This is a genomic window from Streptomyces sp. WAC05374, from assembly GCF_004353505.1.
Taxonomy (GTDB): domain Bacteria; phylum Actinomycetota; class Actinomycetes; order Streptomycetales; family Streptomycetaceae; genus Streptomyces.
Genome location: NZ_SMNQ01000002.1, coordinates 500,877 through 521,995 on the forward strand (window position 1 = coordinate 500,877; position 21,119 = coordinate 521,995).

Annotated in this window: 15 protein-coding genes and 1 pseudogene; 7 read left to right on the forward strand and 9 right to left on the reverse strand. The window is 72.8% G+C overall.

The window, feature by feature from the left end; all coding sequences use genetic code 11:
* Positions 1-46 precede the first annotated feature (46 nt).
* The 6 genes from E2B92_RS07235 to E2B92_RS07260 form a co-directional block, all read right to left on the reverse strand.
* On the reverse strand, positions 47-1,753 hold the full coding sequence (locus tag E2B92_RS07235) for a carbohydrate-binding module family 20 domain-containing protein (protein WP_126883113.1): 1,707 nt from the start codon (positions 1,751-1,753) through the stop codon (positions 47-49).
* Between the two features lie 558 nt (positions 1,754-2,311).
* Entirely contained in the window at positions 2,312-3,421 is a 1,110-nt protein-coding gene (locus E2B92_RS07240; RefSeq protein ID WP_126883112.1) for a LacI family DNA-binding transcriptional regulator, read from the reverse strand.
* Positions 3,409-5,070, reverse strand: coding sequence for a glycoside hydrolase family 13 protein (locus E2B92_RS07245; RefSeq protein ID WP_126883111.1), 1,662 nt, complete (start codon positions 5,068-5,070; stop codon positions 3,409-3,411). The genes E2B92_RS07240 and E2B92_RS07245 overlap by 13 nt, the downstream gene beginning before the upstream one ends.
* A gap of 128 nt (positions 5,071-5,198) precedes the next feature.
* Positions 5,199-6,059 (reverse strand): sugar ABC transporter permease, encoded by an 861-nt coding sequence (locus tag E2B92_RS07250; protein WP_399430730.1) that lies wholly within the window; start codon positions 6,057-6,059, stop codon positions 5,199-5,201.
* Positions 6,056-7,081 carry a carbohydrate ABC transporter permease gene (locus E2B92_RS07255; RefSeq protein ID WP_126883109.1) on the reverse strand — a complete coding sequence of 342 codons (1,026 nt, stop codon included), beginning with the start codon at positions 7,079-7,081 and terminating at the stop codon, positions 6,056-6,058. The genes E2B92_RS07250 and E2B92_RS07255 overlap by 4 nt, the downstream gene beginning before the upstream one ends.
* Positions 7,082-7,105: 24 nt before the next feature.
* Positions 7,106-8,380, reverse strand: a complete 1,275-nt coding sequence (locus E2B92_RS07260; protein ID WP_126883108.1) for an extracellular solute-binding protein — start codon at positions 8,378-8,380, stop codon at positions 7,106-7,108.
* A gap of 348 nt (positions 8,381-8,728) precedes the next feature.
* Between E2B92_RS07260 and E2B92_RS07265 the strand changes: the two genes are divergently transcribed.
* The 3 genes from E2B92_RS07265 to E2B92_RS07275 are packed head-to-tail and all read left to right on the forward strand — an operon-like array spanning position 8,729 to position 12,500.
* Positions 8,729-10,483, forward strand: coding sequence for a glycoside hydrolase family 13 protein (locus E2B92_RS07265; protein ID WP_126883107.1), 1,755 nt, complete (start codon positions 8,729-8,731; stop codon positions 10,481-10,483).
* A 25-nt stretch (positions 10,484-10,508) separates the two neighbouring features.
* Positions 10,509-11,579, forward strand: a complete 1,071-nt coding sequence (locus tag E2B92_RS07270; RefSeq protein WP_126883106.1) for a LacI family DNA-binding transcriptional regulator — start codon at positions 10,509-10,511, stop codon at positions 11,577-11,579.
* A 36-nt stretch (positions 11,580-11,615) separates the two neighbouring features.
* Positions 11,616-12,500, forward strand: a complete 885-nt coding sequence (locus tag E2B92_RS07275; protein ID WP_126883105.1) for a phosphatase PAP2 family protein — start codon at positions 11,616-11,618, stop codon at positions 12,498-12,500.
* A 46-nt stretch (positions 12,501-12,546) separates the two neighbouring features.
* On the opposite strand, the gene E2B92_RS07280 is transcribed toward E2B92_RS07275, so the two are convergent.
* Entirely contained in the window at positions 12,547-15,537 is a 2,991-nt protein-coding gene (locus E2B92_RS07280; protein WP_126883104.1) for a bifunctional [glutamine synthetase] adenylyltransferase/[glutamine synthetase]-adenylyl-L-tyrosine phosphorylase, read from the reverse strand.
* A 313-nt stretch (positions 15,538-15,850) separates the two neighbouring features.
* On the opposite strand from E2B92_RS07280, the gene E2B92_RS07285 reads away from it, so the two are divergent.
* Together E2B92_RS07285 and E2B92_RS07290 are read left to right on the forward strand one after the other, a co-directional pair.
* Positions 15,851-17,860, forward strand: a complete 2,010-nt coding sequence (locus E2B92_RS07285) for a PIG-L family deacetylase (protein ID WP_126883103.1) — start codon at positions 15,851-15,853, stop codon at positions 17,858-17,860.
* 59 nt (positions 17,861-17,919) lie between these two features.
* Complete coding sequence (locus E2B92_RS07290) at positions 17,920-18,351, forward strand: VOC family protein (protein ID WP_126883102.1); 432 nt, start codon at positions 17,920-17,922, stop codon at positions 18,349-18,351.
* Between the two features lie 10 nt (positions 18,352-18,361).
* Here the strand turns inward: E2B92_RS07290 and E2B92_RS07295 are convergent, their stop codons facing one another.
* Positions 18,362-19,768 (reverse strand): MFS transporter, encoded by a 1,407-nt coding sequence (locus E2B92_RS07295; RefSeq protein WP_235023718.1) that lies wholly within the window; start codon positions 19,766-19,768, stop codon positions 18,362-18,364.
* Between the two features lie 40 nt (positions 19,769-19,808).
* Here E2B92_RS07295 and E2B92_RS07300 point away from each other — a divergent pair, with 40 nt between their 5' ends.
* Both E2B92_RS07300 and E2B92_RS07305 read left to right on the forward strand, forming a co-directional pair.
* Entirely contained in the window at positions 19,809-20,438 is a 630-nt protein-coding gene (locus E2B92_RS07300) for a helix-turn-helix domain-containing protein (RefSeq protein ID WP_185923472.1), read from the forward strand.
* 60 nt (positions 20,439-20,498) lie between these two features.
* Positions 20,499-20,900 (forward strand): DUF4234 domain-containing protein, encoded by a 402-nt coding sequence (locus E2B92_RS07305; protein WP_126883099.1) that lies wholly within the window; start codon positions 20,499-20,501, stop codon positions 20,898-20,900.
* Positions 20,901-20,955: 55 nt separating this feature from the next.
* Here the strand turns inward: E2B92_RS07305 and E2B92_RS07310 are convergent.
* Positions 20,956-21,042: pseudogene (locus E2B92_RS07310) on the reverse strand (glutamine synthetase); the annotation flags it as partial.
* Positions 21,043-21,119: the final 77 nt, after the last annotated feature.

Below are 21,119 nucleotides of genomic sequence, written 5' to 3' on the forward strand. Positions count from 1 at the left end.
CCGCCCCGCGCCCGGGAGGGGCACGGGGCGGTGGGTCGAGCGCCCGTCAGGGGCGCCAGGTGTCGTTCAGGGTGACCTTCCCGGAGGCCGGGACGGTGGCCGTGCGGTCGGCGCCGGACTCCCACGTGACGTTCCCCGCGGCGTCCTTGCGCAGGTACTTGTACTGGAAGGACGTACCGGCCGGGAGGTTCACGTCGAGCTTCCAGACGGGGTACGCGGCCGGGTCCAGCTTCAGTGCGCCGGCGGGGTTCCAGTTGCCGAGGGCGGGCTGGTTCCCGGTGACGTAGATGTTCTGGCCGGGGACGGTGGTGGCGTTGACGGCGAACGACGCGCCGGTGGTGGTGGCGGGCGGCGGGGTGGTGGACCCCGCGCCGCACGTGCGCGCCCCGGCGTGCAGCGCGACGGCGGTGCCCGCCCCGAGCGTGGCCGTGAACTGGCCGCTGCCGTTGACGGTGACCGGCCGGTTGTTCTGGACGTCGCAGTAGTCACCGGCGGGCAGGGACGTCTGGAACGTCCGGGTGAGGGCGGACGTCTCGTGGTTGATGGCCACGTACGCCTTGGTGCCGCGGCCGAAGGCGATCTGGTCGCCGCCGTTGTCCCACCAGTTCGTGACGCCCTGACCGCGGGCCACGTTCCGGAGGGCGACCATGGAGGCGATCTCGCGCCAGGCGTGCTGGCACTTCCAGCCGTCGCTGTAGCAGGCGCTCACGTTCCCGCCGCTGGGCGGGCCGGCGTCCTTGTCGGTCCACTCGTAGCCGGAGTGGACGTCCGGGGCGCCGTACGGCCAGGCCAGCATGAAGACGTTGGCGAGGGTGTAGGCGGAGCCGTTCTTGTAGTTCAGCGTGTCGCCGCCGCGCTCGGTGTCGTGGTTGTCGACGAAGACGCCGGACTTGCCGGACTCCATGTGGCCCCAGGCCTCGCCGAAGTTCTTCAGGTACGCGAGGTTCTCGCCGAGGAAGACGCGCTTGAGGTCGCGGGCGTAGCGGAACTCCTGGACGTCGCCGTTGCCGAGGTACTCGCTGGGCGAGACCGCCTCGCCGGCGCCGTGGATCGCCTCCTGCTTCCAGTAGACGCCCGGGTTGGTGAGCTTGGCCTTGATGGCGGCCAGGTCGCCGGCCGGCATGTGCTTGGCGGCGTCGATGCGGAAGCCGTCGACGCCGAGCGACAGCAGGTCGTTCATATAGCCGGCGATCTTGGTGCGGACGTACTCCTCGCCGGTGTCGAGGTCGGCGAGCCCGACGAGTTCGCAGTTCTGGACGTTGCCCCGGTCCTGGTAGTTGGTGATCTGGGCCGTGCAGTCGTCCATGTCGGGCGCGGAGTACAGGCCGGGATAGCCGTACTTGGTGTACGCCGAGCCGCCGGTGCCGGTGCCGTTGCCCGCCGCCATGTGGTTGATGACGGTGTCGGCCACGACCTTGACGCCGGCGCCGTGGCAGGTGTCGACCATGCTCTTGAAGGCCGCCCGGTCACCGAGCCGGCCGGCTATCCGGTAGCTGACGGGCTGGTACGAGGTCCACCACTGGGCGCCCTGGATGTGCTCCTGGGGCGGCGAGACCTGGACGTAGCCGTACCCGGCCGGGCCGAGGGTGTCGGTGCACGCCCTGGCCACCGAGGCGAAGGTCCACTCGAACATCACGGCCGTGACGTCCTTGTCGCCGGGCGGGGCGGCAGCGGCCGGGGTGGGGGGCGCCGTGACGGCCACAGCGGCTCCCGCCACGAGGGCGAGCGCGGCGGCCACGGTCTTTCTGGCCATGGTTCCTCCTGGGGAATGGGAGGTGCGGATTGCGACGGTGCAGCCTCGTACGGCAACGCGCCATGCCCGCAAGGCCCTGATGAAGCTTCTTGCTGCAAGACAGCAGCAACAGTTTTCGGTCGTGACCGTACGAGCCCCCAGGGGCGGGGTCAACCCTTTGGACACACGCGGTTCACGTGACGGAAACGGGACCTGTTCACGGGCTGCAAGTCCTTTCGCAAGACCTTGCAGTGGTGCTACGTTCAACGACGACTCCGGTCCGGTCGGCCGAGGGTCCCCGTACCCCGGGGCTCCACGCGCCCGGCCGGCCGGGCCGGTCACCCGACGGCGGCCGGCGCCGTCACGAGCCGGGAGGCCCGGGGCCGACGAAGACCCCGCCGCGCCCGATCACGGGCAGGCCCCGGGCCCCCTCACCCGCCACCCGCACAGGGCGGTCGCACCCACGAGACCGCGAGGCGGAAGACCACCCGCACAAAGGCGGTGGAGCCCCACCCGCGTCCGACGGTGGAACCAGCCGCCACCGCACCGCGAGCGGAACCCCACCCGGCCCCGCGCCCGCTACCTGCGCTGGGCGGTCGACCCCCGCACCACCAGCTCCGGCTGGAAGACGAACTCCGTCCTCCCCCAGCTACCGCTGGGAGGCGCCCCCAGCACCGGGTTGCCGTCGATCTCCTCCAGCAGCGCGTCCACCGCCGCCGTCGCCATCGCCTGCACCGGCTGGCGCACCGTCGTCAGCGGCGGGTCCGTGAACGCGATCAGCGGCGAGTCGTCGAAGCCGACCACCGACACGTCCCGCGGCACCTCCAGGCCCCGCGCCCGCACCGCCCGTATGGCGCCGAGCGCCATCAGGTCACTGGCGCACACGATTCCCGTGCAGCCCTGATCCAGCAGCGTCCCCGCCGCCGCGTGCCCGCCCTCGACCCCGAACAGGGTCTGCTGGACGCACGACTCCGCCTCCTCGGCTCCGACGCCGAGCAGGTCGCGCAGCGCGGCCGTGAACCCCTCGGCCTTCCGCCGCGACGGGACGTACCGGGTGGGGCCGATGGCCAGCCCGATCCGCTCGTGGCCCAGCTCGACCAGGTGCCGCACGGCCATGCGGGCGGCCGAGCGGTCGTCGGGCGAGACGAAGTGGGCGTCGATGTGTTCGTTGAAGCCGTTGATGAGGACGAACGGCACGCCCCGGGCCGCCAGCCGGACGTACCGGGACGGGTCGGCGCTGGTGTCGGCGTGCAGCCCGGACAGGAACACGATGCCGGTGACACCGCGCTCCTCGAGCTGCTCGACCAGTTCGTCCTCGGTGGCGCCGCCCGGCATCTGGGTGCACAGCACGGGCGTGTAGCCGTGCCCCGCCAGCACCTGCTCGATGACCTGGGCGAACGCCGGGAAGATGGGGTTGGTGAGCTCGGGGATGACCAGGCCCACCAGGCCCGCGCTGCGCCGCTTGAGCCGTACGGGGCGTTCGTAGCCGAGCACGTCGAGGGCGGCCAGCACCCGGGTCCTGGTGGGCCCGGCGACGCCCGCCTTGCCGTTGAGGACCCGGCTGACCGTGGCCTCGCTGACACCGGCCTGCGCCGCGATGTCCGCGAGCCGCGGGGCGCTCCCTCCTCCGTCGCCCCGCGGCTCGGTCCGCGCGTCGCCGCGCGGCGTCAGGATCGTCACACCGCCCACCAGACGGTGGTGTCGGCGGGCAACTCCGCCGTGCCGTCCACGCTGGTGCGCACCCGCTCGCTGGCGAGCAGCATCCGCCCGGGCACCGGTATCCGCACCGGCCGGCCCGTGGTGTTGGCGTGGCACACGAAGGAGCCCCGCCGGAAGGCCAGCACGCCCTCGGGCGCGTCCAGCCACTCGACCGCCTCGCCCGCGCCCAGCTCCGGCTGCTCGCGCCGCACGGCCAGCGCGCTGCGGTACAGCTCCAGGGTGGAGCCGGGGTCACCGGTCTGGGCCTCGACGCTCAGGGCGCCCCAGGCCGCCGGCTGCGGCAGCCAGCTCCCGCCGGTGCCGAAGCCGTACGAGGAGCCCTCGACCGTCCACGGGATCGGCACCCGGCAGCCGTCCCGGAAGCCGTCCTGGCCGGTCGCCCGGAAGAACGACGGGTCCTGGCGCACCTCGTCGGGCAGGTCCGTGACGTCCGGCAGGCCGAGCTCCTCGCCCTGGTAGACGTAGGCGGAGCCGGGCAGCGCCAGCATCAGCAGCGTGGCCGCCCGGGCCCGGCGCAGCCCGAGCTCCCGGTCGCCGGGCGTGCGGAGCTGGGTGCCGAGCCCGGCCGGGTTGGCGAACCGGGTGGCGTGCCGGGTGACGTCGTGGTTGGACAGCACCCAGGTGGTCGGGGCGCCGACGGGGCGCATCGCGGCGAGCGAGGCGTCGATGACCCGGCGCAGCTCGGCGGCGTCCCAGTAGGTGCCCAGGTACTGGAAGTTGAACGCCTGGTGCATCTCGTCGGGGCGGACGTAGTTCGCGGTGCGCTCGACGGTGGGGGTCCACGCCTCGGCGACCAGGACGCGCTCCCCGTCGTACTCCTCCAGGACCTTGCGCCAGCTCCGGTAGATCTCGTGGACGCCGTCCTGGTCGAAGAAGGGCATGACATCGTTTCCGAGCAGCTTGAGCTGGTCGTGGGCGCCGATGTCGGGCAGGCCGGCCGCCTTGACGAGGCCGTGGGCGACGTCGACGCGGAAGCCGTCGACGCCCATGTCGAGCCAGAAGCGCAGGATGGAGCGGAACTCGTCGCGGACGGCGGGGTGCTCCCAGTTGAAGTCGGGCTGCTCGGGGGCGAACAGGTGCAGGTACCACTCGCCGTCCTCGACGCGCGTCCACGCCGGGCCGCCGAAGATGGACTCCCAGTCGTTGGGGGGCTCGGAGCCGTCCGCGCCCTTGCCGGGGCGGAAGTGGTAGCGCTCGCGCAGCGGTGAGCCGGGGCCCTCGCGCAGCGCGCGCTGGAACCACTCGTGCTGGTCGGACGAGTGGTTGGGCACCAGGTCGACGATGACGCGCAGGCCCAGTTCGTGGGCCTCGCGGATCAGCGCGTCGGCGTCCAGCAGGCTGCCGAACATGGGGTCGATGGCGCGGTAGTCGGCGACGTCGTACCCGGCGTCGGCCTGCGGCGAGGCGTAGAAGGGGCTGAGCCAGACGGCGTCGACGCCGAGGTCCTTCAGGTACGGCAGCCGGCTGCGGACGCCTTCCAGGTCGCCCATGCCGTCGCCGTTGCCGTCGGCGAAGCTGCGCGGATAGACCTGGTAGATCACCGCGTCTCTCCACCAGCCCGTGTGCGTGCCGGTGGTGCCGGTTGCGGAGGGGGCGGGGGCAGCGAGGTGCTGGGTCATGTCTTCCCTGGAGTGGAGGAGTGGAGGCGGCGGCCTGCCCCCCGACGTGGGCGTCGGGCCGGGCCGGCGCGCCGCGGACCGGATACGGAGGTGGGCGGCCGGCGTGGGGGCCGGCCGCCGCGGGCCTCCTACGACTTGGTGGCGCCGGCCGTCAGGCCGGAGACCAGGTGGCGCTGGACGAGGCCGAAGATGACCGCGGCGGGTGCCGCGATCAGCACGGCGGCGGCGGTCAGCGAGCCCCAGTCGGCCGTGTACTGGTTGACGAAGGTCTGGAGGCCGCCCGCGAGGGTGAGGTTCTCCTCGCCGGTCATGAACGCTGAGGCGTACGCGACCTCGCCCCAGCCGGTGATGAAGGTGTAGAACGCGGTGACGGCCAGGCCCGGCTTGGCGAGCGGCATGATCAGCCGCCAGAACGTGCCGAACGGCGTGAGGCCGTCCACCCGGCCCGCCTCGTCGATCTCGGCCGGGATGCCGTCGAAGTAGCCCTTCATCATCCAGGCGCAGAACGGCACGGCGACGGTGAGGTACGTGATGACCAGGCCGACCGGCTGGTTCAGCATGCCGAGCGAGGCCAGCAGGTTGTACAGCGGCACGATGAGCACCGCGACCGGGAACATCTGGGTGATCAGCAGCAGCCACATCAGGGGCCGGAGGCCCGGGAAGCGGAAGCGGCTGACGGCGTAGCCGGTGGTGGCGGAGATGAAGACGCCGATGACGGTGGTGATGCCGACGACGACCAGCGAGTTGCCGAGCCAGGCCAGGAACTGGGTGTCGGCGATGACGTGGGTGTAGTTGCCGAGGGTGAAGTTCTTGACGACCGAGGTGTCGAACGCGTCGGTCTTCGGCTTGAACGAGGTGATCACCAGCCACAGCGGCGGGAAGACCGCGACGAGGGTGGCCACCAGCAGTGTCAGGTGCAGGCCCACGGAGGCCAGCGGGGAACGCTCGCCCCGGGCGCGGACCTTGCGGGTGGGGGTGTGGGTGCTCACCACATGTCTCCCTGCTTGCGGAGCGCGCGGCGGTAGACCACCGCGAAGAGCGACAGGAGGATCAGGATCAGGACGCCCCAGGCGGCCGATCCCGCGAAGTCGCGCGGGCTGACGACGAAGGAGAGCCGGTAGGCGTACGTCACGAGGATCTCGGTGGCGTCACCCGGCCCGCCCCTGGTGAGCAGGAAGATCACCGGGAACATGTTGAAGGTCCAGATGGAGCTGAGCAGGATCACCGTGCCGGAGACCGGCCGCAGCCCGGGCAGCGTGATGTGGCGGAACCGCTGCCATGCGGTCGCGCCGTCCATCTCGGCGGCCTCGTACAGCTCGCCGGGGATGGACTGCAGGCCGCCCAGCATGGCCACGAGCATGAAGGGCACGCCGAGCCAGACGTTGACGGCGATGACGGAGATCTTGGCCCAGGTGGGGTCGTTCAGCCAGGAGATCGCGTCGATGCCGCCGCCGGCGAGCAGCTTGTTGAACAGGCCGCTGCGCTCGTTGAACAGCAGCCGCCAGGTGAAGACGGAGACGAAGGCGGGGACGGCCCAGGGCAGGATCAGGGCCATGCGGTAGAAGGCGCGGCCCCTGATCCTGCGGTTGAGCATGTTGGCCAGGACGAGGCCGAGGGTGAAGGAGAGGGCGACACAGCTTACGGTCCAGACCACGGTCCAGCCGAGGCGGTCCCAGAAGACCTCGTCGGTGAGGACGGCCTTGTAGTTGTCGAGACCGACGAACTCGTACGTCGCGGGGATGTGGTTGACGCCGATCGTGCGCTCGACGTTGGCCTCGTTGGCGTCGGTGAGCGACAGGTAGATGCCGCGCGCCAGCGGGTAGCCGATGATCACGCCGATCACGGTCACCACCGGAGCGACCATGCTCCAGGCGTACCAGTGGGTGCTCAGCGCCCGGCGCAGCCTGCCCGGGCCCGGGGACCCCGGGGTGTTGTCAGTGCGGCGGCCGCGGCCGCGGGCGCTGTGCGCGCCCGCGGCCTTCGCCACCGACTGGCTGGTCTCGACAGCCATTGGTCGGTCAGCCCTTCCCACTGCTTACTTGTAGTCCTTGAGCATCTTGCGGTAGGCGTCGCCCGTCTCCTGGGCGGCCTTCTCCGGGGTGGTCTTGCCGCCCAGGACGTTCGCCATCTGGAGGCGGATCGGCTCGAAGAGCGCGTTGCCCTGCGGGATCCACGGCCGCTCGACGGCCTTGTCGACGGCGGGCTTGAAGAACTGGACCATCTCGTTGCTGGAGACGGTCGGCTGCGCGTAGACCGAGAGGCGGGTGGGCAGCAGGCTGAGCTTCTCGGTGGTCTGCTGCTGCACCTTGGCCGAGCTCATGTACTTGGCGAACTCGTAGGACGCGTCGAGGTTCTTGGAACCGGCGTAGACGGAGAGGTTCCAGCCGCCCTGCGGGGAGCCCTGACCGGCGCTGCCGGCCGGGACGGGCGCGATGCCCAGGTTCTTCGGGTCCTTGAACTCGGCTCCGGCGCGGGAGTCGGCGATGGCCCACGGGCCGTTGAGCATCATCGCGACCTTGCCGGACTTGAACGAGTTCTGCATGTTGTTCCAGCCGTCGGAGGCGTCGGTGATCGCCGCCTTCGAGTCGACCAGGTCCTTGATGGTCTTGTACGCCCTGACGCCGGACGCGTCGTCGATGGTGACCTTCTTGGCCTTGGCGTCGACCAGGTCGCCGCCCTCGCCGTAGAGGAAGGACAGGAACCAGTACGGGTCGTCACCGCGGAGGTACAGGCCGGTCTTGCCGGGCCACTTCTTGCTGACCTTCGCCGACGCGTCCTTCAGCGCCTCGAGGGTCGTGGGGACCTCGGCGCCGGCCTCCTTGAGCATCTTCTTGTTGTAGAAGAGCGCCATGGTGTCGATGACCTGCGGGACCGCGTAGGTCTTGTCGTCGAACTTGGTGCTCGCCGCGGCCTGCGGCAGCCAGTCGCCCTGGTTCTCGATGGCGCGGGTGCCGTCGAGCGGGGCGAGGTAGCCGAGGCTGGCGAAGTCGGCGACCCAGGCGACCTCGGTGCGCATCACGTCGGGGGCGCCGGAGTTGCCGCCCGCCGCGTTCTTGAACTTGGCGTTGGCCTCGCCGAAGGGCACGTTGACGTACTTGACCTTCACCTTGGGGTGCAGCTTGGTGAAGCCCTCCGCCAGCGACTGGTACGTCGCCTTCTCGGCCTCGTTCGAGGTGTCCCAGAAGGTGACGGTGCCGGACAGCTCGCCGGAGCTGCTGGACCCGCCCTGGTCGCCGCCGTCGCCTCCGCACGCCGCAGTCGTCAGACCGAGGGCCGCGACCAGCGCGGTGGCCGCTATGCCACGCCGCATGTGAACTCCTTCAACTGATCCCGGGAAGACGAAGGCGGATCACATGTCTGGATCTCGTGCCTCCTGCAGACCGCTCCCTCGCGGCGCGCCGGGTTGCCAGGAACGTAACAGGGATGAAAACGAGCCGAAAGAGCTTGCGGCAATTTTCTGCAAGGCGGTCCGATCGTTACATCCGCGTGTCCCTACAGTTGCCGATGGATCGCTTGACAGCAGCGGCGGGGCGGGCTTGCGCGGGCCGGGACGCACCTGCAAGCCTTTTCGTAAACCTTGCAGGACCGTTGCACGACCACGCTCACCTCGTTAGGTGTACGACGCCCCCATCCCGGCCCACCGAGAGGGACACCGCCCATGGCCCACGAGCTGACCTCGCCCGTCCGGGCGCCGGAGGACCTGCACCGTGCACGCGCGACCGGCGACCGCCCGGGATGGTGGCGGGAGGCGGTGATCTACCAGGTGTACGTGCGCTCCTTCGCCGACAGTGACGGCGACGGCGTCGGCGACCTGCGCGGGGCCCGGGAGCGGCTCCCCCACCTGGCCCGGCTGGGCGCGGACGCGGTGTGGCTGACCCCCTTCTACGCCTCGCCCCAGGCCGACGGCGGGTACGACGTGGCCGACTACCGCGCCGTGGACCCCCTCTTCGGTGACCTCGCCGACGCGGACGACCTGGTGCGCACGGCCCACGAGCTGGGGCTGCGGGTGATCGTCGACATCGTCCCGAACCACACGTCCGACCGGCACCCCTGGTTCCGCGAGGCGCTCGCCGGCTCCCGGCGCGACCGCTACCACTTCCGCCCCGGCAAGGGACCGGACGGCTCCCTGCCGCCCAACGACTGGGAGTCCGTCTTCGGCGGCCCGGCCTGGACGCGGGTGGCGGACGGGGCGTGGTACCTGCACCTTTTCGCCCCCGAGCAGCCGGACCTGAACTGGGAGAACGAGGAGGTGCGGGCCGAGTTCGAGTCGGTGATGCGGTTCTGGCTGGACCTCGGGGTCGACGGGTTCCGCGTCGACGTGGCGCACGGCATGGTCAAGGCCCCGGGCATGCCCGACATCGGGCACGGCGAGCAGGCCCGGCTCATCGGCACCCAGAAGCTGCCGTTCTTCGACCAGGACGGCGTCCACGAGATCCACCGCGCGTGGCGGCGGCTGCTCGACACCTACGGGGGCGAGCGGATCGGCGTCGCCGAGGCGTGGGCGCCGTCGGCGGAGCGCCTCGCGCTGTACGTACGCCCCGACGAGCTGCACCAGGCGTTCAACTTCCAGTTCCTGAACTGCCCCTGGGACGCGGCCGCGATGCGGCGGGTCATCGACGACTCGTTGCGGGCCACCACGTCCGTGGGCGCCCCGACCACGTGGGTGCTGTCCAACCACGACGTGGTGCGCCACACCACGCGGTACGGGGAGGGTGCCACCGGGCTGCGCCGGGCCCGGGCCGCGGCGCTGCTGATGCTGGCGCTGCCCGGCTCGGCGTACGTCTACCAGGGCGAGGAGCTGGGGCTGCCGGAGGTCACGGAGCTGCCCGACGAGGCCCGCCAGGACCCCGCCTTCCTGCGGGGCGAGGGCCAGGACGGGCTGCGGGACGGCTGCCGGGTGCCCATCCCGTGGACGGTGGACGGCCCCAGTTACGGCTTCGGCCCCGCGGGGAGCTGGCTGCCGCAGCCGCCGTCGTGGCGCGAGCTGTCGGTCCAGGCCCAGACCGGCGACCCGGACTCGACGCTGGAGCTGTACCGCGGCGCGCTCGCCCTGCGCCGCGAGCACCCGGCCCTGGGCGCGGGCGACACGGTGGAGTGGCTGCCCGCGCCGGACGGGGTGCTGGCCTTCCGCCGCCGCGCGAAGGGCGCGGGCAGCGGCCCCTGGCAGGGCGACCTGGTCTGCACGCTCAACCTCGGCGACCGGCCGGTCGCGCTGCGCGCCCCGGGCGGCCGGGTGCTCCTGGCCAGCACGCCGGCCCCCGCGCCGGAGCCCGGCGGGCAGGCCCGTGACGTCACGTCCCTCGAGGGCAAAGTCCCGCCCCCCGCACGGGAGTCGGCGGCCGGAGCGGTGCACGGCGACGAGGGGCGGACCGTCCTGCTCGCCGCCGAGTCCTGCGTTTGGTGGGCAAGCTGACGTGCGGCCGGTACAGTCGCATTCCATGACCGCGCGGCTAGCCGACATCGCAGCCCAGGCGGGGGTCAGCGAAGCCACAGTCAGCCGCGTGCTCAACGGCAAGCCCGGTGTGGCCGCGGCCACCCGCCAGTCCGTGCTGGCCGCCCTCGACGTGCTCGGCTACGAGCGTCCCGTACGGCTGCGCCAGCGCAGCGCCGGTCTGGTCGGGCTGATAACCCCCGAGCTGGACAACCCGATCTTCCCGGCCCTGGCCCAGGTCATCGGCCAGGCACTGACCCGCCAGGGCTACACGCCCGTCCTCGCCACCCAGACCCCCGGTGGCTCCACCGAGGACGAACTCACCGAAATGCTCGTCGAGCGGGGCGTCTCCGGCATCATCTTCGTCTCCGGACTGCACGCCGACACCACCGCCGACATGACGCGCTACGACCAGTTGCGCGGCCAGGGCGTGCCGTACGTCCTCATCAACGGCTTCTCCCCCAAGGTGCAGGCACCGTTCGTCTCCCCCGACGACCGGGCCGCGATGCAGCTCGCCGTCACCCACCTCGCCTCGCTCGGCCACACCCGGATCGGGCTGGCGGTCGGCCCGAAGCGGTTCGTGCCCGTCCTGCGCAAGATCGAGGGCTTCCGCCTGGGCATGCAGGCGCGGCTGGGGCTGGCGCCGGAGCAGTGCGAGGAGCTCATCCAGCACTCGCTGTACACGCTGGAGGGCGGCCAGGCGGCGGCGACCGCGCTGATCGACCGGGACTGCACCGCGGTCGTCTGCGCCAGCGACATGATGGCACTGGGTGCCATCCGTGCCGCGCGCCAGAAGGGGCTGCACGTCCCCCGGGACATCTCCGTCGTCGGGTTCGACGACTCCCCGCTCATAGCGTTCACGGACCCCCCGCTGACCACCATCCGCCAGCCCGTGCAGGCGATGGGCCAGGCGGCGGTGCGGGCCCTGCTGGAGGAGGTCGGGGGCACCCCCGCCCCCCACAGCGAGTTCGTCTTCATGCCCGAGCTGGTCGTTCGAGGTTCAACCGCCTCCGGCCCTCAGGGTCAGCGGTCCTCCGAAAGGCGTAACAATGGCGATGAGGACCCGACTGACGGATGATCGACCGAGCAGACATATCTGGCAGACTCTTGGCCCATGGGTGACACGACTGTGAGGACACTGGAAGGCCGCGAGGCCCCGGCACCACCGGTGGAATCACCCATCGATCCCGGCCCGGCCCGCGTGGCGGACAGCCGGACCCTGTGGCAGAGGATGCGCGCGCCGCGCCGCCCCCGCATCTGGTTCGAGATCCTGCTGATCGCGGTGAGCTACTGGACGTACTCACTGATCCGCAACGCCGTCCCGGAGCAGAAGACCGAGGCGCTGCGCAACGCCGACTGGATCTGGCGGGCCGAGCAGTCCCTCGGCATCGCCGTCGAGAAGACGGTCAACCACGCCGTCGACTCGGTGACGTGGCTCATCGTGGGCATGAACTACTACTACGCCACACTGCACTTCATCGTCACGATCGGTGTCCTGGTGTGGCTGTACCGGTGGCATCCCGGCCGCTACGCCGCGACCCGCCTGGTGCTGTTCTCGACCACGGGCATCGCCCTGCTCGGCTACTACCTGTACCCGCTGGCGCCGCCCCGGCTGATGACCTCCGAGAAGTTCATCGACACCGTGCTGGTCCACCAGACCTGGGGCTCCATGGCGTCGGGCGACCTGAAGAACATGTCGAACCAGTACGCCGCCATGCCGTCCATGCACATCGGGTGGTCGCTGTGGTGCGGCCTGACCATCTACGCCCTGGCCAAGGCGCCCTGGGGCCGCATCCTCGGGCTCCTCTACCCGACCGCCACCCTGGTGGTCATCGTCGCCACCGCCAACCACTTCTGGCTGGACGCGGTCGGCGGCCTGATCTGCCTGGCCTTCGGCTACACCCTGGCGTACGTCTGGTACGGCCACATGCCGCACCGACTGCCGCGCCACGTGGCCCCCGGGGCCGGCACCCCGCTCCTGTCGAGGGCGCGCCGCTGACCGGCCCGGGCGCCCGGCCGACGTCCTCGTACGACTGGCCCTCGGTCTAGCCTCCGTAGAACAGCTCCTCCACCACCGCCCGCGCACGGCGGGTGGTGCGGCGGTAGTCCTCGACCATCTCGCCGGCGTGTCCCGGCCCGTACCCCAGGTACCGGCCGACGGCGGCGAGCTCGCGGGCGTCGGAGGGGAAGGTGTCCCCGGCCCGGCCGCGCACCAGCATCACGCCGTTGCGCACCCGCGTCGCCAGCACCCACGCCTCGTCCAGCGTCCGGGCGTCCCGCTCGCCGATCAGGCCCGCGTCACGGGCGGCCGCCAGGGCGCGGCGGGTGCGGGTGGTGCGCAGCCCCGGCACCGTGTGCCCGTGCCGCATCTGGAGGAGCTGGACCGTCCACTCCACGTCCGACAGCCCGCCCCGGCCCAGTTTGGTGTGCAGGGCGGGGTCGGCGCCGCGCGGCAGCCGCTCGGTCTCCATCCGGGCCTTCAGCCGCCGGATCTCGCGTACGGCGGCCTCGTCCAGGCCCTGCTCGGGGTAGCGCAGCGGGTCGATCAGCGCGATGAACCGGCGGCCGAGGTCCTGGTCGCCGGCCATCGGCTCGGCGCGCAGCAGGGCCTGGCTCTCCCAGCCGAGCGACCAGCGGCGGTAGTAGGCCGCGTACGACTTGAGGGTGCGCACCAGGGGCCCGCTCTTGCCCTCGGGGCGCAGGTCAGCGTCGATGATCAGCGGCGGGTCGGCGGTCGGGATCTGGAGCAGCCGGCGCATCTCGGCCACCACGGCGTTCGCCGCCCGGGTGGCCTCCTGCTCGTCCACGCCCTCGCGGGGCTCGTGCACGAACAGCACATCGGCGTCCGAGCCGTACCCCAGCTCGTGCCCGCCGAAGCGGCCCATGCCGATGACGGCGAACCGCGTCGGCAGGGTGTCGCCCCACTGCTCCCGCACGGCGGCCCTCAGGGCGCCCGCGACGGTCGCCGCGTTCAGGTCGGTGACCGCCTGGCCGACGCGGTCCACCAGCGCGCCCGGGTCCGCCTCGGCGGGGCTGTCCTCGGTGCCGTACGAGCCGATGATGTCGGCGGCCGCGGTGCGGAACAGCTCCCGGCGCCGTACGCCACGGGCCACGGCGACCGCCAGTTCGGCGTCCTCCGCGCGGCCGACCGCCGCCAGGATCTCCGGCTCCAGATGGTCCCGGCCGCGCGGCCGCAGCCCCTCGGGCGCGCCCAGGATGGCCACCGCCTCGGGAGCCCGCAGCAGCAGGTCCGGGGCGAGCCGCCCGGCGGACAGCACCCGCGCCAGGTTCTCCGCCGCCGCGCCCTCGTCCCGCAGCAGCCGCAGGTACCAGGGCGTCTTGCCCAGGGCGTCGGACACCTTCCGGAAGCCCAGCAGCCCGGCGTCGGGGTCGGCCGAGTCGGCGAACCAGCCGAGCAGCACCGGCAGCAGCGTCCGCTGGATCGCCGCCTTCCGGGTCACCCCGGACGACAGGGCCTCCAGGTGCCGCAGCGCGGAGACCGGATCGGCGTACCCCAGCGCCTCCAGCCGCTGCCCGGCGGCCTTGGCGCTGAGCCGGATCTCGCCCGGTGCGAGCTGGGCGACCGCGTCCAGCAGCGGCCGGTAGAACAGCTTCTCGTGCAGCCGCCGCACCACGGCGGCGTGCCGCTTCCACTCCCGGTTCAGCTCCACGACCGGGTCGGTGCGCAGGCCCAGGGACCGTCCGAGCCGCCGCTGGTCCTCCTCGCCCTCCGGCACCAGGTGCGTCCGCCGCAGCCGGAAGAGCTGGATGCGGTGCTCCATCTCCCGCAGGAAGCGGTACGCCTCGTCCATCTGCGCGGCGTCGGCGCGGCCCACGTAGCCGCCGGCGGCGAGCGCCTTCAGCGCCTCCAGGGTGCTGCCGCTGTGCAGGGTGGCGTCGCTGCGGCCGTGCACCAGTTGCAGGAGCTGCACGGCGAACTCGACGTCCCTGAGCCCGCCGGGCCCGAGCTTCAGCTCGCGGTCCACGTGCGCGACGGGGATGTTGTCCACCACGCGGCGGCGCATCTTCTGCACGTCGGCGACGAAGTTCTCCCGCTCGGCGGCCTGCCACACCAGCGGTGAGACGGCGTCGATGTACGCGGCGCCGAGCCGCGCGTCCCCGGCCACCGGGCGGGCCTTGAGCAGGGCCTGGAACTCCCAGGTCTTGGCCCAGCGCTGGTAGTAGGCCAGGTGGCTGGAGAGGGTGCGCACCAGCGGCCCGTTCCGGCCCTCGGGGCGCAGATTGGCGTCGACGGGCCAGATGGTGCCCTCCACCGTCTGCTCGGAGCAGATGCGCATCAGGTGGGAGGCCAGCCGGGTCGCCGCCTGCATCGCCTTGCCCTCGTCGGCGCCGTCGGCGGGCTCGGCGACGAAGATGACGTCCACGTCGGAGACGTAGTTCAGCTCGTTGCCCCCGCACTTGCCCATCGCGATGACCGCGAGCCGGCACAGCGCGGCGTCCTCCGGGGCGGCCGCGCCCGCCATGGCGAGGGCCTTGCGGAGGGTGGCCGTGGCGAGGTCGGCCAGCTCGGCGGCGGTCTCGGCGACGTCGGTGGTGCCGCACACGTCCCGGGCCGCTATGGCCAGCAGGCAGCGGCGGTAGGCCACGCGCAGCGACACCGGATCGGTCGCCCCGGCCAGTCCGCGCTCGAAGTCGGCCACGCCCGGGTGGAGGTCGGTCGACTCGTACGTGACGAGCGCCTCCCAGTCGCGTGGGTGCCGGGCCAGGTGGTCGGCCAGCGCCTCGGAGGCGCCCAGCACGCCGAGCAGCCGGTCGCGCAGCGGCTTGGCGCTCAGGACGGTGCCGAGGAGTTGCCGGCCGTCGTCGCCCTGCGCCTCGGCGAGCCGGACCAGGCCGCGCAGGGCCAGGTCGGGGTCGGCGGTGGCGCCGAGCGCGTCCAGCAGGACCGGGTCGCCGCGCACGGCCGACAGCACGGGCTGGTCGAGCAGCCGCTCGGCGGCGGACGGGTCGGTGAAGCCGTGCCGCAGCAGTCGGGTGAAGGTGCTGCTCCTGCGCCCCGGCACCGGCACGGTCATCGGCGGTCTCCCCTTTTCTCCGCGGCTCGGTCCGCCTCCGGGGCGCCTGTCGCGTGCGCCGACGCCCGACCGTGCTCGGCCGCGCGTACGTCACGGCCTTCGCGCGATCCGCCTCGCGACGCCCGCGTGCCCCTTCGGCTCACTCGCCTTCCATGTCCGAGCCTATCGGCCCCGGGCGGCACCGCCCGGCGGGACCGGCCCCGCCGGGCGGGGGTGAGGCACCCCACACCGGGGCCGGTGAACCGGGTGGCGGCGAAGCCCCTCTTCCCTGCCGGTTCACACCACTCCACCCGCGTCACGGAAGCCACCGCCCATGCCTCGCCCCGCCCTGCCCTCCTTCCGCCGCGGCCTGCTCATGGCCGCGCCGATCGCCGTGCTCCTCGGCATCACGGGCGGGACGCTGGCGCTGACCACGGGGCCGTCGGACGCGTCCGACGTGCCGAGCAGGGGCGTACCGGAGGCGCAGGCCGTCAAGCCGGTCCGCACCGCCGGCGCCTCCGTCCTCCAGATCATGGCGCACCCGGACGACGACCTGTTCTTCATGAACCCGGACACCAGCCAGTCCATCGCGTCCGGGCACAGCCTCACGTCCGTCTACCTCACCGCCGGTGAGTCCGACGGCCGCAACGCCCGCCGGCAGGACCCGCGGCCGCCCGCCGACAAGGCCGCGTACGCGGAGGCCCGGCAGAACGGCATACGCGCGGCGTACGCCGAGATGGCCACCGGCAACCGCACCAGCCCCTGGGACCGCACCTCCGTGGCGACGGCCGGGGGCGGCCGGGCCGAGCTGAACACGCTGCGGGCCAAGCCGCAGATCACCCTGGTGTGGCTCCAGCTCCGCGAGGCGGGCAGCATCACGGGCGACCGGCCGCACAGCCTGCACGGCCTGTGGGACGGCCGGGTGGAGCGACTGGAGAGCATGCTCGCCGCGGGTTCCCCGGTCCGCGAGGACTTCTCGTACGGCAAGGAGCAGGTGATCGAGACGCTCACCGGCGTCCTCGGCCGCTTCCGGCCCACCTTCGTCCGGATGATGGACCCGACGCCGGGCCTCAACGACCGGACGGGGAAGCTGTCCGACCACCAGGACCACATGTACGGCGCGCGGTTCGCGCAGGCGGCGCTCGCCCGGTACGCGGACTCCCCCGGGCACCCGCCGGTCGCCGTCCAGAACTACCTCGGCTACTCCACCGGTGGTCTGCCGCACTCCCTCGACCCGAGGAGCACCGAGGCGAAGCTGCGCACGCTGAAGACGTACGCGTGGTGGGACCACACCGACTACTGCGAGGACCCGGCCGGCTGCGGCGACCGCAAGGTGGCCGCGCGGCCCGCCGGCCACGGCTGGGCGCAGTCGATACGCCACGCCCGCGGCGGCTCGGCCTCCTGGGTGCAGCGGGGCGCGGGGAAGGGCGAGCTGTACGCGTTCTCGGTGCTGGACGGCCGCCTGGCCGTGTGGCACCGCGACGGCGCCTCACCGTGGACCGGGCCGGTCCTCCAGCGGGGTGGCGGCCTGGACGCCGGGGTGACCTCGGTGCGGCTGCCGGACGGCCGGATCGCGGTGTTCGCCACGCGCACCGCACTGGACGGGGAGTACCGCCGCGAGGTGGTGACGTCCGTGCAGGCCGCGCCCGGCGGGGCGTTCGGCGCCTGGCGTTCGCTGGGGACGCCGGAGCGCGACGACGCGTCCCGGACGTCCGACATCAGCCTGCCGGCGGTGCTGGTGGACCGGGCGGGCCTGATGACGGTGTACGTGCGGGACGCCGGCCACTCCATGAGCGTGCGCGCCCGGCGGGCGGACGGCGGCTGGTCGCCGTGGCGGCCGGCCGGCGGGCGTGACCTGCGGGGCGACCCGGTGGCGGCGGTGGACGCGACGGGGCGCGGTCATGTGTTCGCGGCGACCCCGGCGACGGTGGTGGCCTGGGCGCAGGCGGCCCCGGGCGGCCCGGTGGCCGGTCCGGTGCCGACCGGGCTGCCGGCCACCACGGTGGCGCTGAGCGCCACGCCGGACGGTGCCGACGGCGTGCGGCTGTGGTTCCGCAAGCCCGCCTCCGGTGACGTCCGGACGGCCCGCTTCGCCGGCAGCGGCCACCCCGCCTCGCCGGTGCGGGACGTGCCCGGTGACGTGGCCGGGTACGGCGCGGTGGGAGCGTCGGGCGGGCACCTGGCGGTGCGCGCGGCCTCCGGCGCGGTGGCGGCGGCGCCGGTGGGCGGCGGCCGGTGGGAGACCGGGCGGTCGCTGTTCGCGGGCGCCCCGGCGGCCACCGGGGCCGGTTTCGCGACGCTGGGCCTGGACAACCGGCTGAACTGGTCCCCGTGGCGGCGATGAGGCGGCGCGCCGCGCCCGGTCCGGCTTTCATGGACGTACTCACCGATGGAGGAGAGCTTATGAACTGGACGCTGGAAGTCGTCGTGGTGCCCGTCGCCGACCTGGACCGGGCGAAGGACTTCTACGGCACGAAGTGCGGTTTCACGGTCGACCTGGACACGGAGGTGGCGCCCGGGATCCGCATCATCCAGCTCACGCCGCCCGGCTCGCGCTGCTCGATCGCCCTCCAGAGCGGTATGCCCCTGGCCCCGGGCGAGACGTCCATGGCGCCGGGCTCGCTGCAGGGCCTCCAGCTCTGCGTCACCGACATCGAGGCGGCGCGCGAGCGGCTGACGTCGCGGGGCGTGGACGTCAGCCCCGTCCAGCACGTGGGCCCGGGCGGCTGGACGGAGGGCAAGGGCGAGACGTGGAACTCGTTCGTGTTCTTCAAGGACCCGGACGGCAACGGCTGGACGGTCCAGGAGGCGCCGAGCGAGCTCTCGGAGCGCTAGAGCGTGTCCGTCACGCCGCCGCGGGGCGCTGCTTGGGCCGGGAGGCGAACGCCACCAGGACCAGGGACGCTCCGCAGGCGGCGACCAGGGCCCAGCCCGGCCGGGACGCGTGGGCGAGCCCGGCGGGCGCGGTGCCCGCGACCAGGCCGCCGGCGATGGCGATGCCGAGCGCGGCGCCGAACTGGCGCGCGGTGGACGTAATGGCGCCCGCGACGGCGGCGCGGCCGGCGGGCAGGCCGCTCACCGCGGTGTTGGTGAGCGGGGCGTTGGCGAAGCCGAACCCGATGCCGATGAGCGCGTAGGAGAGCAGGAGCAGCGGCACGCCGGTGTCCCGGCCGAGCGCGACCAGGCCGAGCCCGCCGGCCGTCATGAAGCCGCCGGCCAGCAGGAGCGGCGTACGCGGCCCGACCCGGCCGACGAGGTGGCCGGACCAGGGTGCGCACACGGTCGCGCCGATCGCCATGGGCAGGGTCGCCGTACCGGCGGCCAGCGGTGTCCAGCCCCGGCCGTCCTGGAGGTACAGGGTGGTGAGCAGCAGGGTCACGTTGAGGGCGACGAAGACGGCGACCGCGCCCAGGACCGCGCCGCTGAAGGCCCGGTGCCGGAACAGCCGGGGGTCGATCAGCGGCTCGGGGCGGCGGCACTCGACCCGTACGAACGCGGCCGCGGCCACCAGCGTGAGGGCGTACGCGCCGAGCGCCGGGGGCGAGGTCCACCCGATGTGCGGGCCCTCGATGAGGACGCCCACGGACAGGGCGATGACCGCCGTCAGCAGCGCCTGGCCGGGCAGGTCGAGCCGCTGGGCGCGGGCGGCGCGGGACTCGGGAACGAACAGCGCGGTCAGGACCAGGGCGGCGACGACGACCGGCGCGTTGATCCAGAACAGCGACCGCCAGCCGAGGGCGTCGACGAGGGCGCCGCCCACCACGGGTCCGGTCGCCATGCTGAGCCCGAACACGGCCGCCCAGACACCGATCGCCCGGGCGCGCTCCTTCGGGTCGGGCATCGCGTTCACCACGATGGCGAGGGCGACCGGGCTGAGCATCGAGGCGCCCACTCCCTGGAGGGCGCGGGCCGCGACGAGCACGCCCACCGAGGGGGCGAGGGCGCAGAGCAGGGACGCGGCGCCGAAGACGACGAGCCCGGTCCGGAACACCCGCCGGCGCCCGAAGCGGTCCGCCAGGGCGCCGGAGGTGATGAGCAGGCCGGCCAGCACGAGGGTGTACGCGTCCACGGTCCACTCGAGGCTCCGCGTGCCCACGCCCAGGGCGCGCCCGATCTCCGGCAGGCCCACGTTGACGATGGTGGTGTCCAGGCCCACCAGGAACATGCTGAGGCAGCAGACGGCCAGGACCGTCCAGCGCCCGCGGGCGTCCAAGGCGGGCCGCGGCCCGGGGAGTTGCGGTGTCGTGCTCACGGAGATGGCCTCTCGGTCCGGGGAAGCGGCTGGCCCGGCCATGCTCCGCGCGCCCGGGGGCGGCGGCCCAGCTTCTTTGCGAAGACCGCAAAATGGCTCCGTGGACGAGGAACTGAGGCAGACGATCGACGGCATCGGCCCCCGGCTGCGCGCCCTGCGCCGGGACCGCGCACTGACACTGGAGGCGCTCGCCGCGACGACCGGCATCTCGGTGAGCACCCTGTCCCGCCTGGAGTCGGGCAAACGGCGCCCGACCCTGGACCTGCTGATCCCCCTGGCCCGCGCCCACCGCGTCCCGCTCGACTCCCTCGTGGCCGCCCCGGTCACCGGCGACCCCCGCGTCCACCTCAAGCCGCTGGCCAAGGGCCCGGGCAGCGTCCTCGTCCCCCTGACCCAGTACCCGGGCCGGGTGCAGGTCTTCAAGCAGGTCCTGGCCCCGCGCGAGCCGAAACTGGTGACGCACCACGGCTACGAGTGGCTCTACGTCCTCGCCGGCGACCTGCGCCTGATCCTCGGCGAGGAGGAATGCGTCCTGCGCCCCGGCGAAGCGGCCGAGTTCGACACCCGGCAACCCCACTGGTTCGGCCCGGCCGGCACCTCCGCCGTGGAGATCCTCCACCTCTTCGGCCCCCACGGCGACCACGCCGTGGTCCGCACCCCGCCGTCCTGAACGCGCGCCACGGGGCGCCCCGTGCTGGACTGGAGAGGAGGGACCACAGCGGAGGTGCTCATGACCGGCCGCGTCGGAAAGATCCGGAACATATGGCTCGTGTGGCTCGTATGGCCACTGCTCACCCTGGGGATCTACCACTTCGTCTGGTACTTCAAGGTGAACCGCGAGGCGCGTGACTTCGACGAACGCATCGAGGTCCGGCCGGGGATGGCCGTGGTGGCCATCACCCTGGGCTGGATCCTGATCGTGCCGCCGTTCATCTCGGTGTTCAACACCGGTGAACGCATCGCGCGGATGCAGCGGGCGGCGGGGATGCAGCCGACCTGCAACCCGTGGATCGGCCTCATCCTGATGTTCGTCTTCAACCTGTACCCGCTGTACTACCAGCACGAGCTGAACCAGATCTGGGACCGCTACGCCCACCAGGAGGAAGGCGAGACCGTCCCCCTGGCCGCCTGACGGCCGGAACACCGCGCGGGTCCGGCGACCCCCGGCCGCCGGACCCGCGCGGGGCTCACAGCACCGGCAGGTTCTTGCGGAGTTCGAAGGCGGTGACCTCGGAGCGGTACTCCTCCCACTCCTGCTTCTTGTTGCGGAGGAACTTGTGCTGCATGAAGCAGCCCCCGGATGGCTCACGCCGAAGAGTCGATGACCTGCAATCGCACGGTCGTCCGTGGT

Bases quoted from the DNA above. Each gene is read 5' to 3' on its own strand.
- E2B92_RS07235 (WP_126883113.1), bottom strand. From the start codon at position 1,753: ATGGCCAGAAAGACCGTGGCCGCCGCGCTCGCCCTCGTGGCGGGAGCC.
- E2B92_RS07245 (WP_126883111.1), bottom strand. From the start codon at position 5,070: ATGACCCAGCACCTCGCTGCCCCCGCCCCCTCCGCAACCGGCACCACC.
- E2B92_RS07255 (WP_126883109.1), bottom strand. From the start codon at position 7,081: ATGGCTGTCGAGACCAGCCAGTCGGTGGCGAAGGCCGCGGGCGCGCAC.
- E2B92_RS07260 (WP_126883108.1), bottom strand. From the start codon at position 8,380: ATGCGGCGTGGCATAGCGGCCACCGCGCTGGTCGCGGCCCTCGGTCTG.
- E2B92_RS07265 (WP_126883107.1), top strand. From the start codon at position 8,729: ATGGCCCACGAGCTGACCTCGCCCGTCCGGGCGCCGGAGGACCTGCAC.
- E2B92_RS07270 (WP_126883106.1), top strand. From the start codon at position 10,509: ATGACCGCGCGGCTAGCCGACATCGCAGCCCAGGCGGGGGTCAGCGAA.
- E2B92_RS07275 (WP_126883105.1), top strand. From the start codon at position 11,616: ATGGGTGACACGACTGTGAGGACACTGGAAGGCCGCGAGGCCCCGGCA.
- E2B92_RS07280 (WP_126883104.1), bottom strand. From the start codon at position 15,537: ATGACCGTGCCGGTGCCGGGGCGCAGGAGCAGCACCTTCACCCGACTG.
- E2B92_RS07285 (WP_126883103.1), top strand. From the start codon at position 15,851: ATGCCTCGCCCCGCCCTGCCCTCCTTCCGCCGCGGCCTGCTCATGGCC.
- E2B92_RS07290 (WP_126883102.1), top strand. From the start codon at position 17,920: ATGAACTGGACGCTGGAAGTCGTCGTGGTGCCCGTCGCCGACCTGGAC.
- E2B92_RS07300 (WP_185923472.1), top strand. From the start codon at position 19,809: ATGCTCCGCGCGCCCGGGGGCGGCGGCCCAGCTTCTTTGCGAAGACCG.
- E2B92_RS07305 (WP_126883099.1), top strand. From the start codon at position 20,499: ATGACCGGCCGCGTCGGAAAGATCCGGAACATATGGCTCGTGTGGCTC.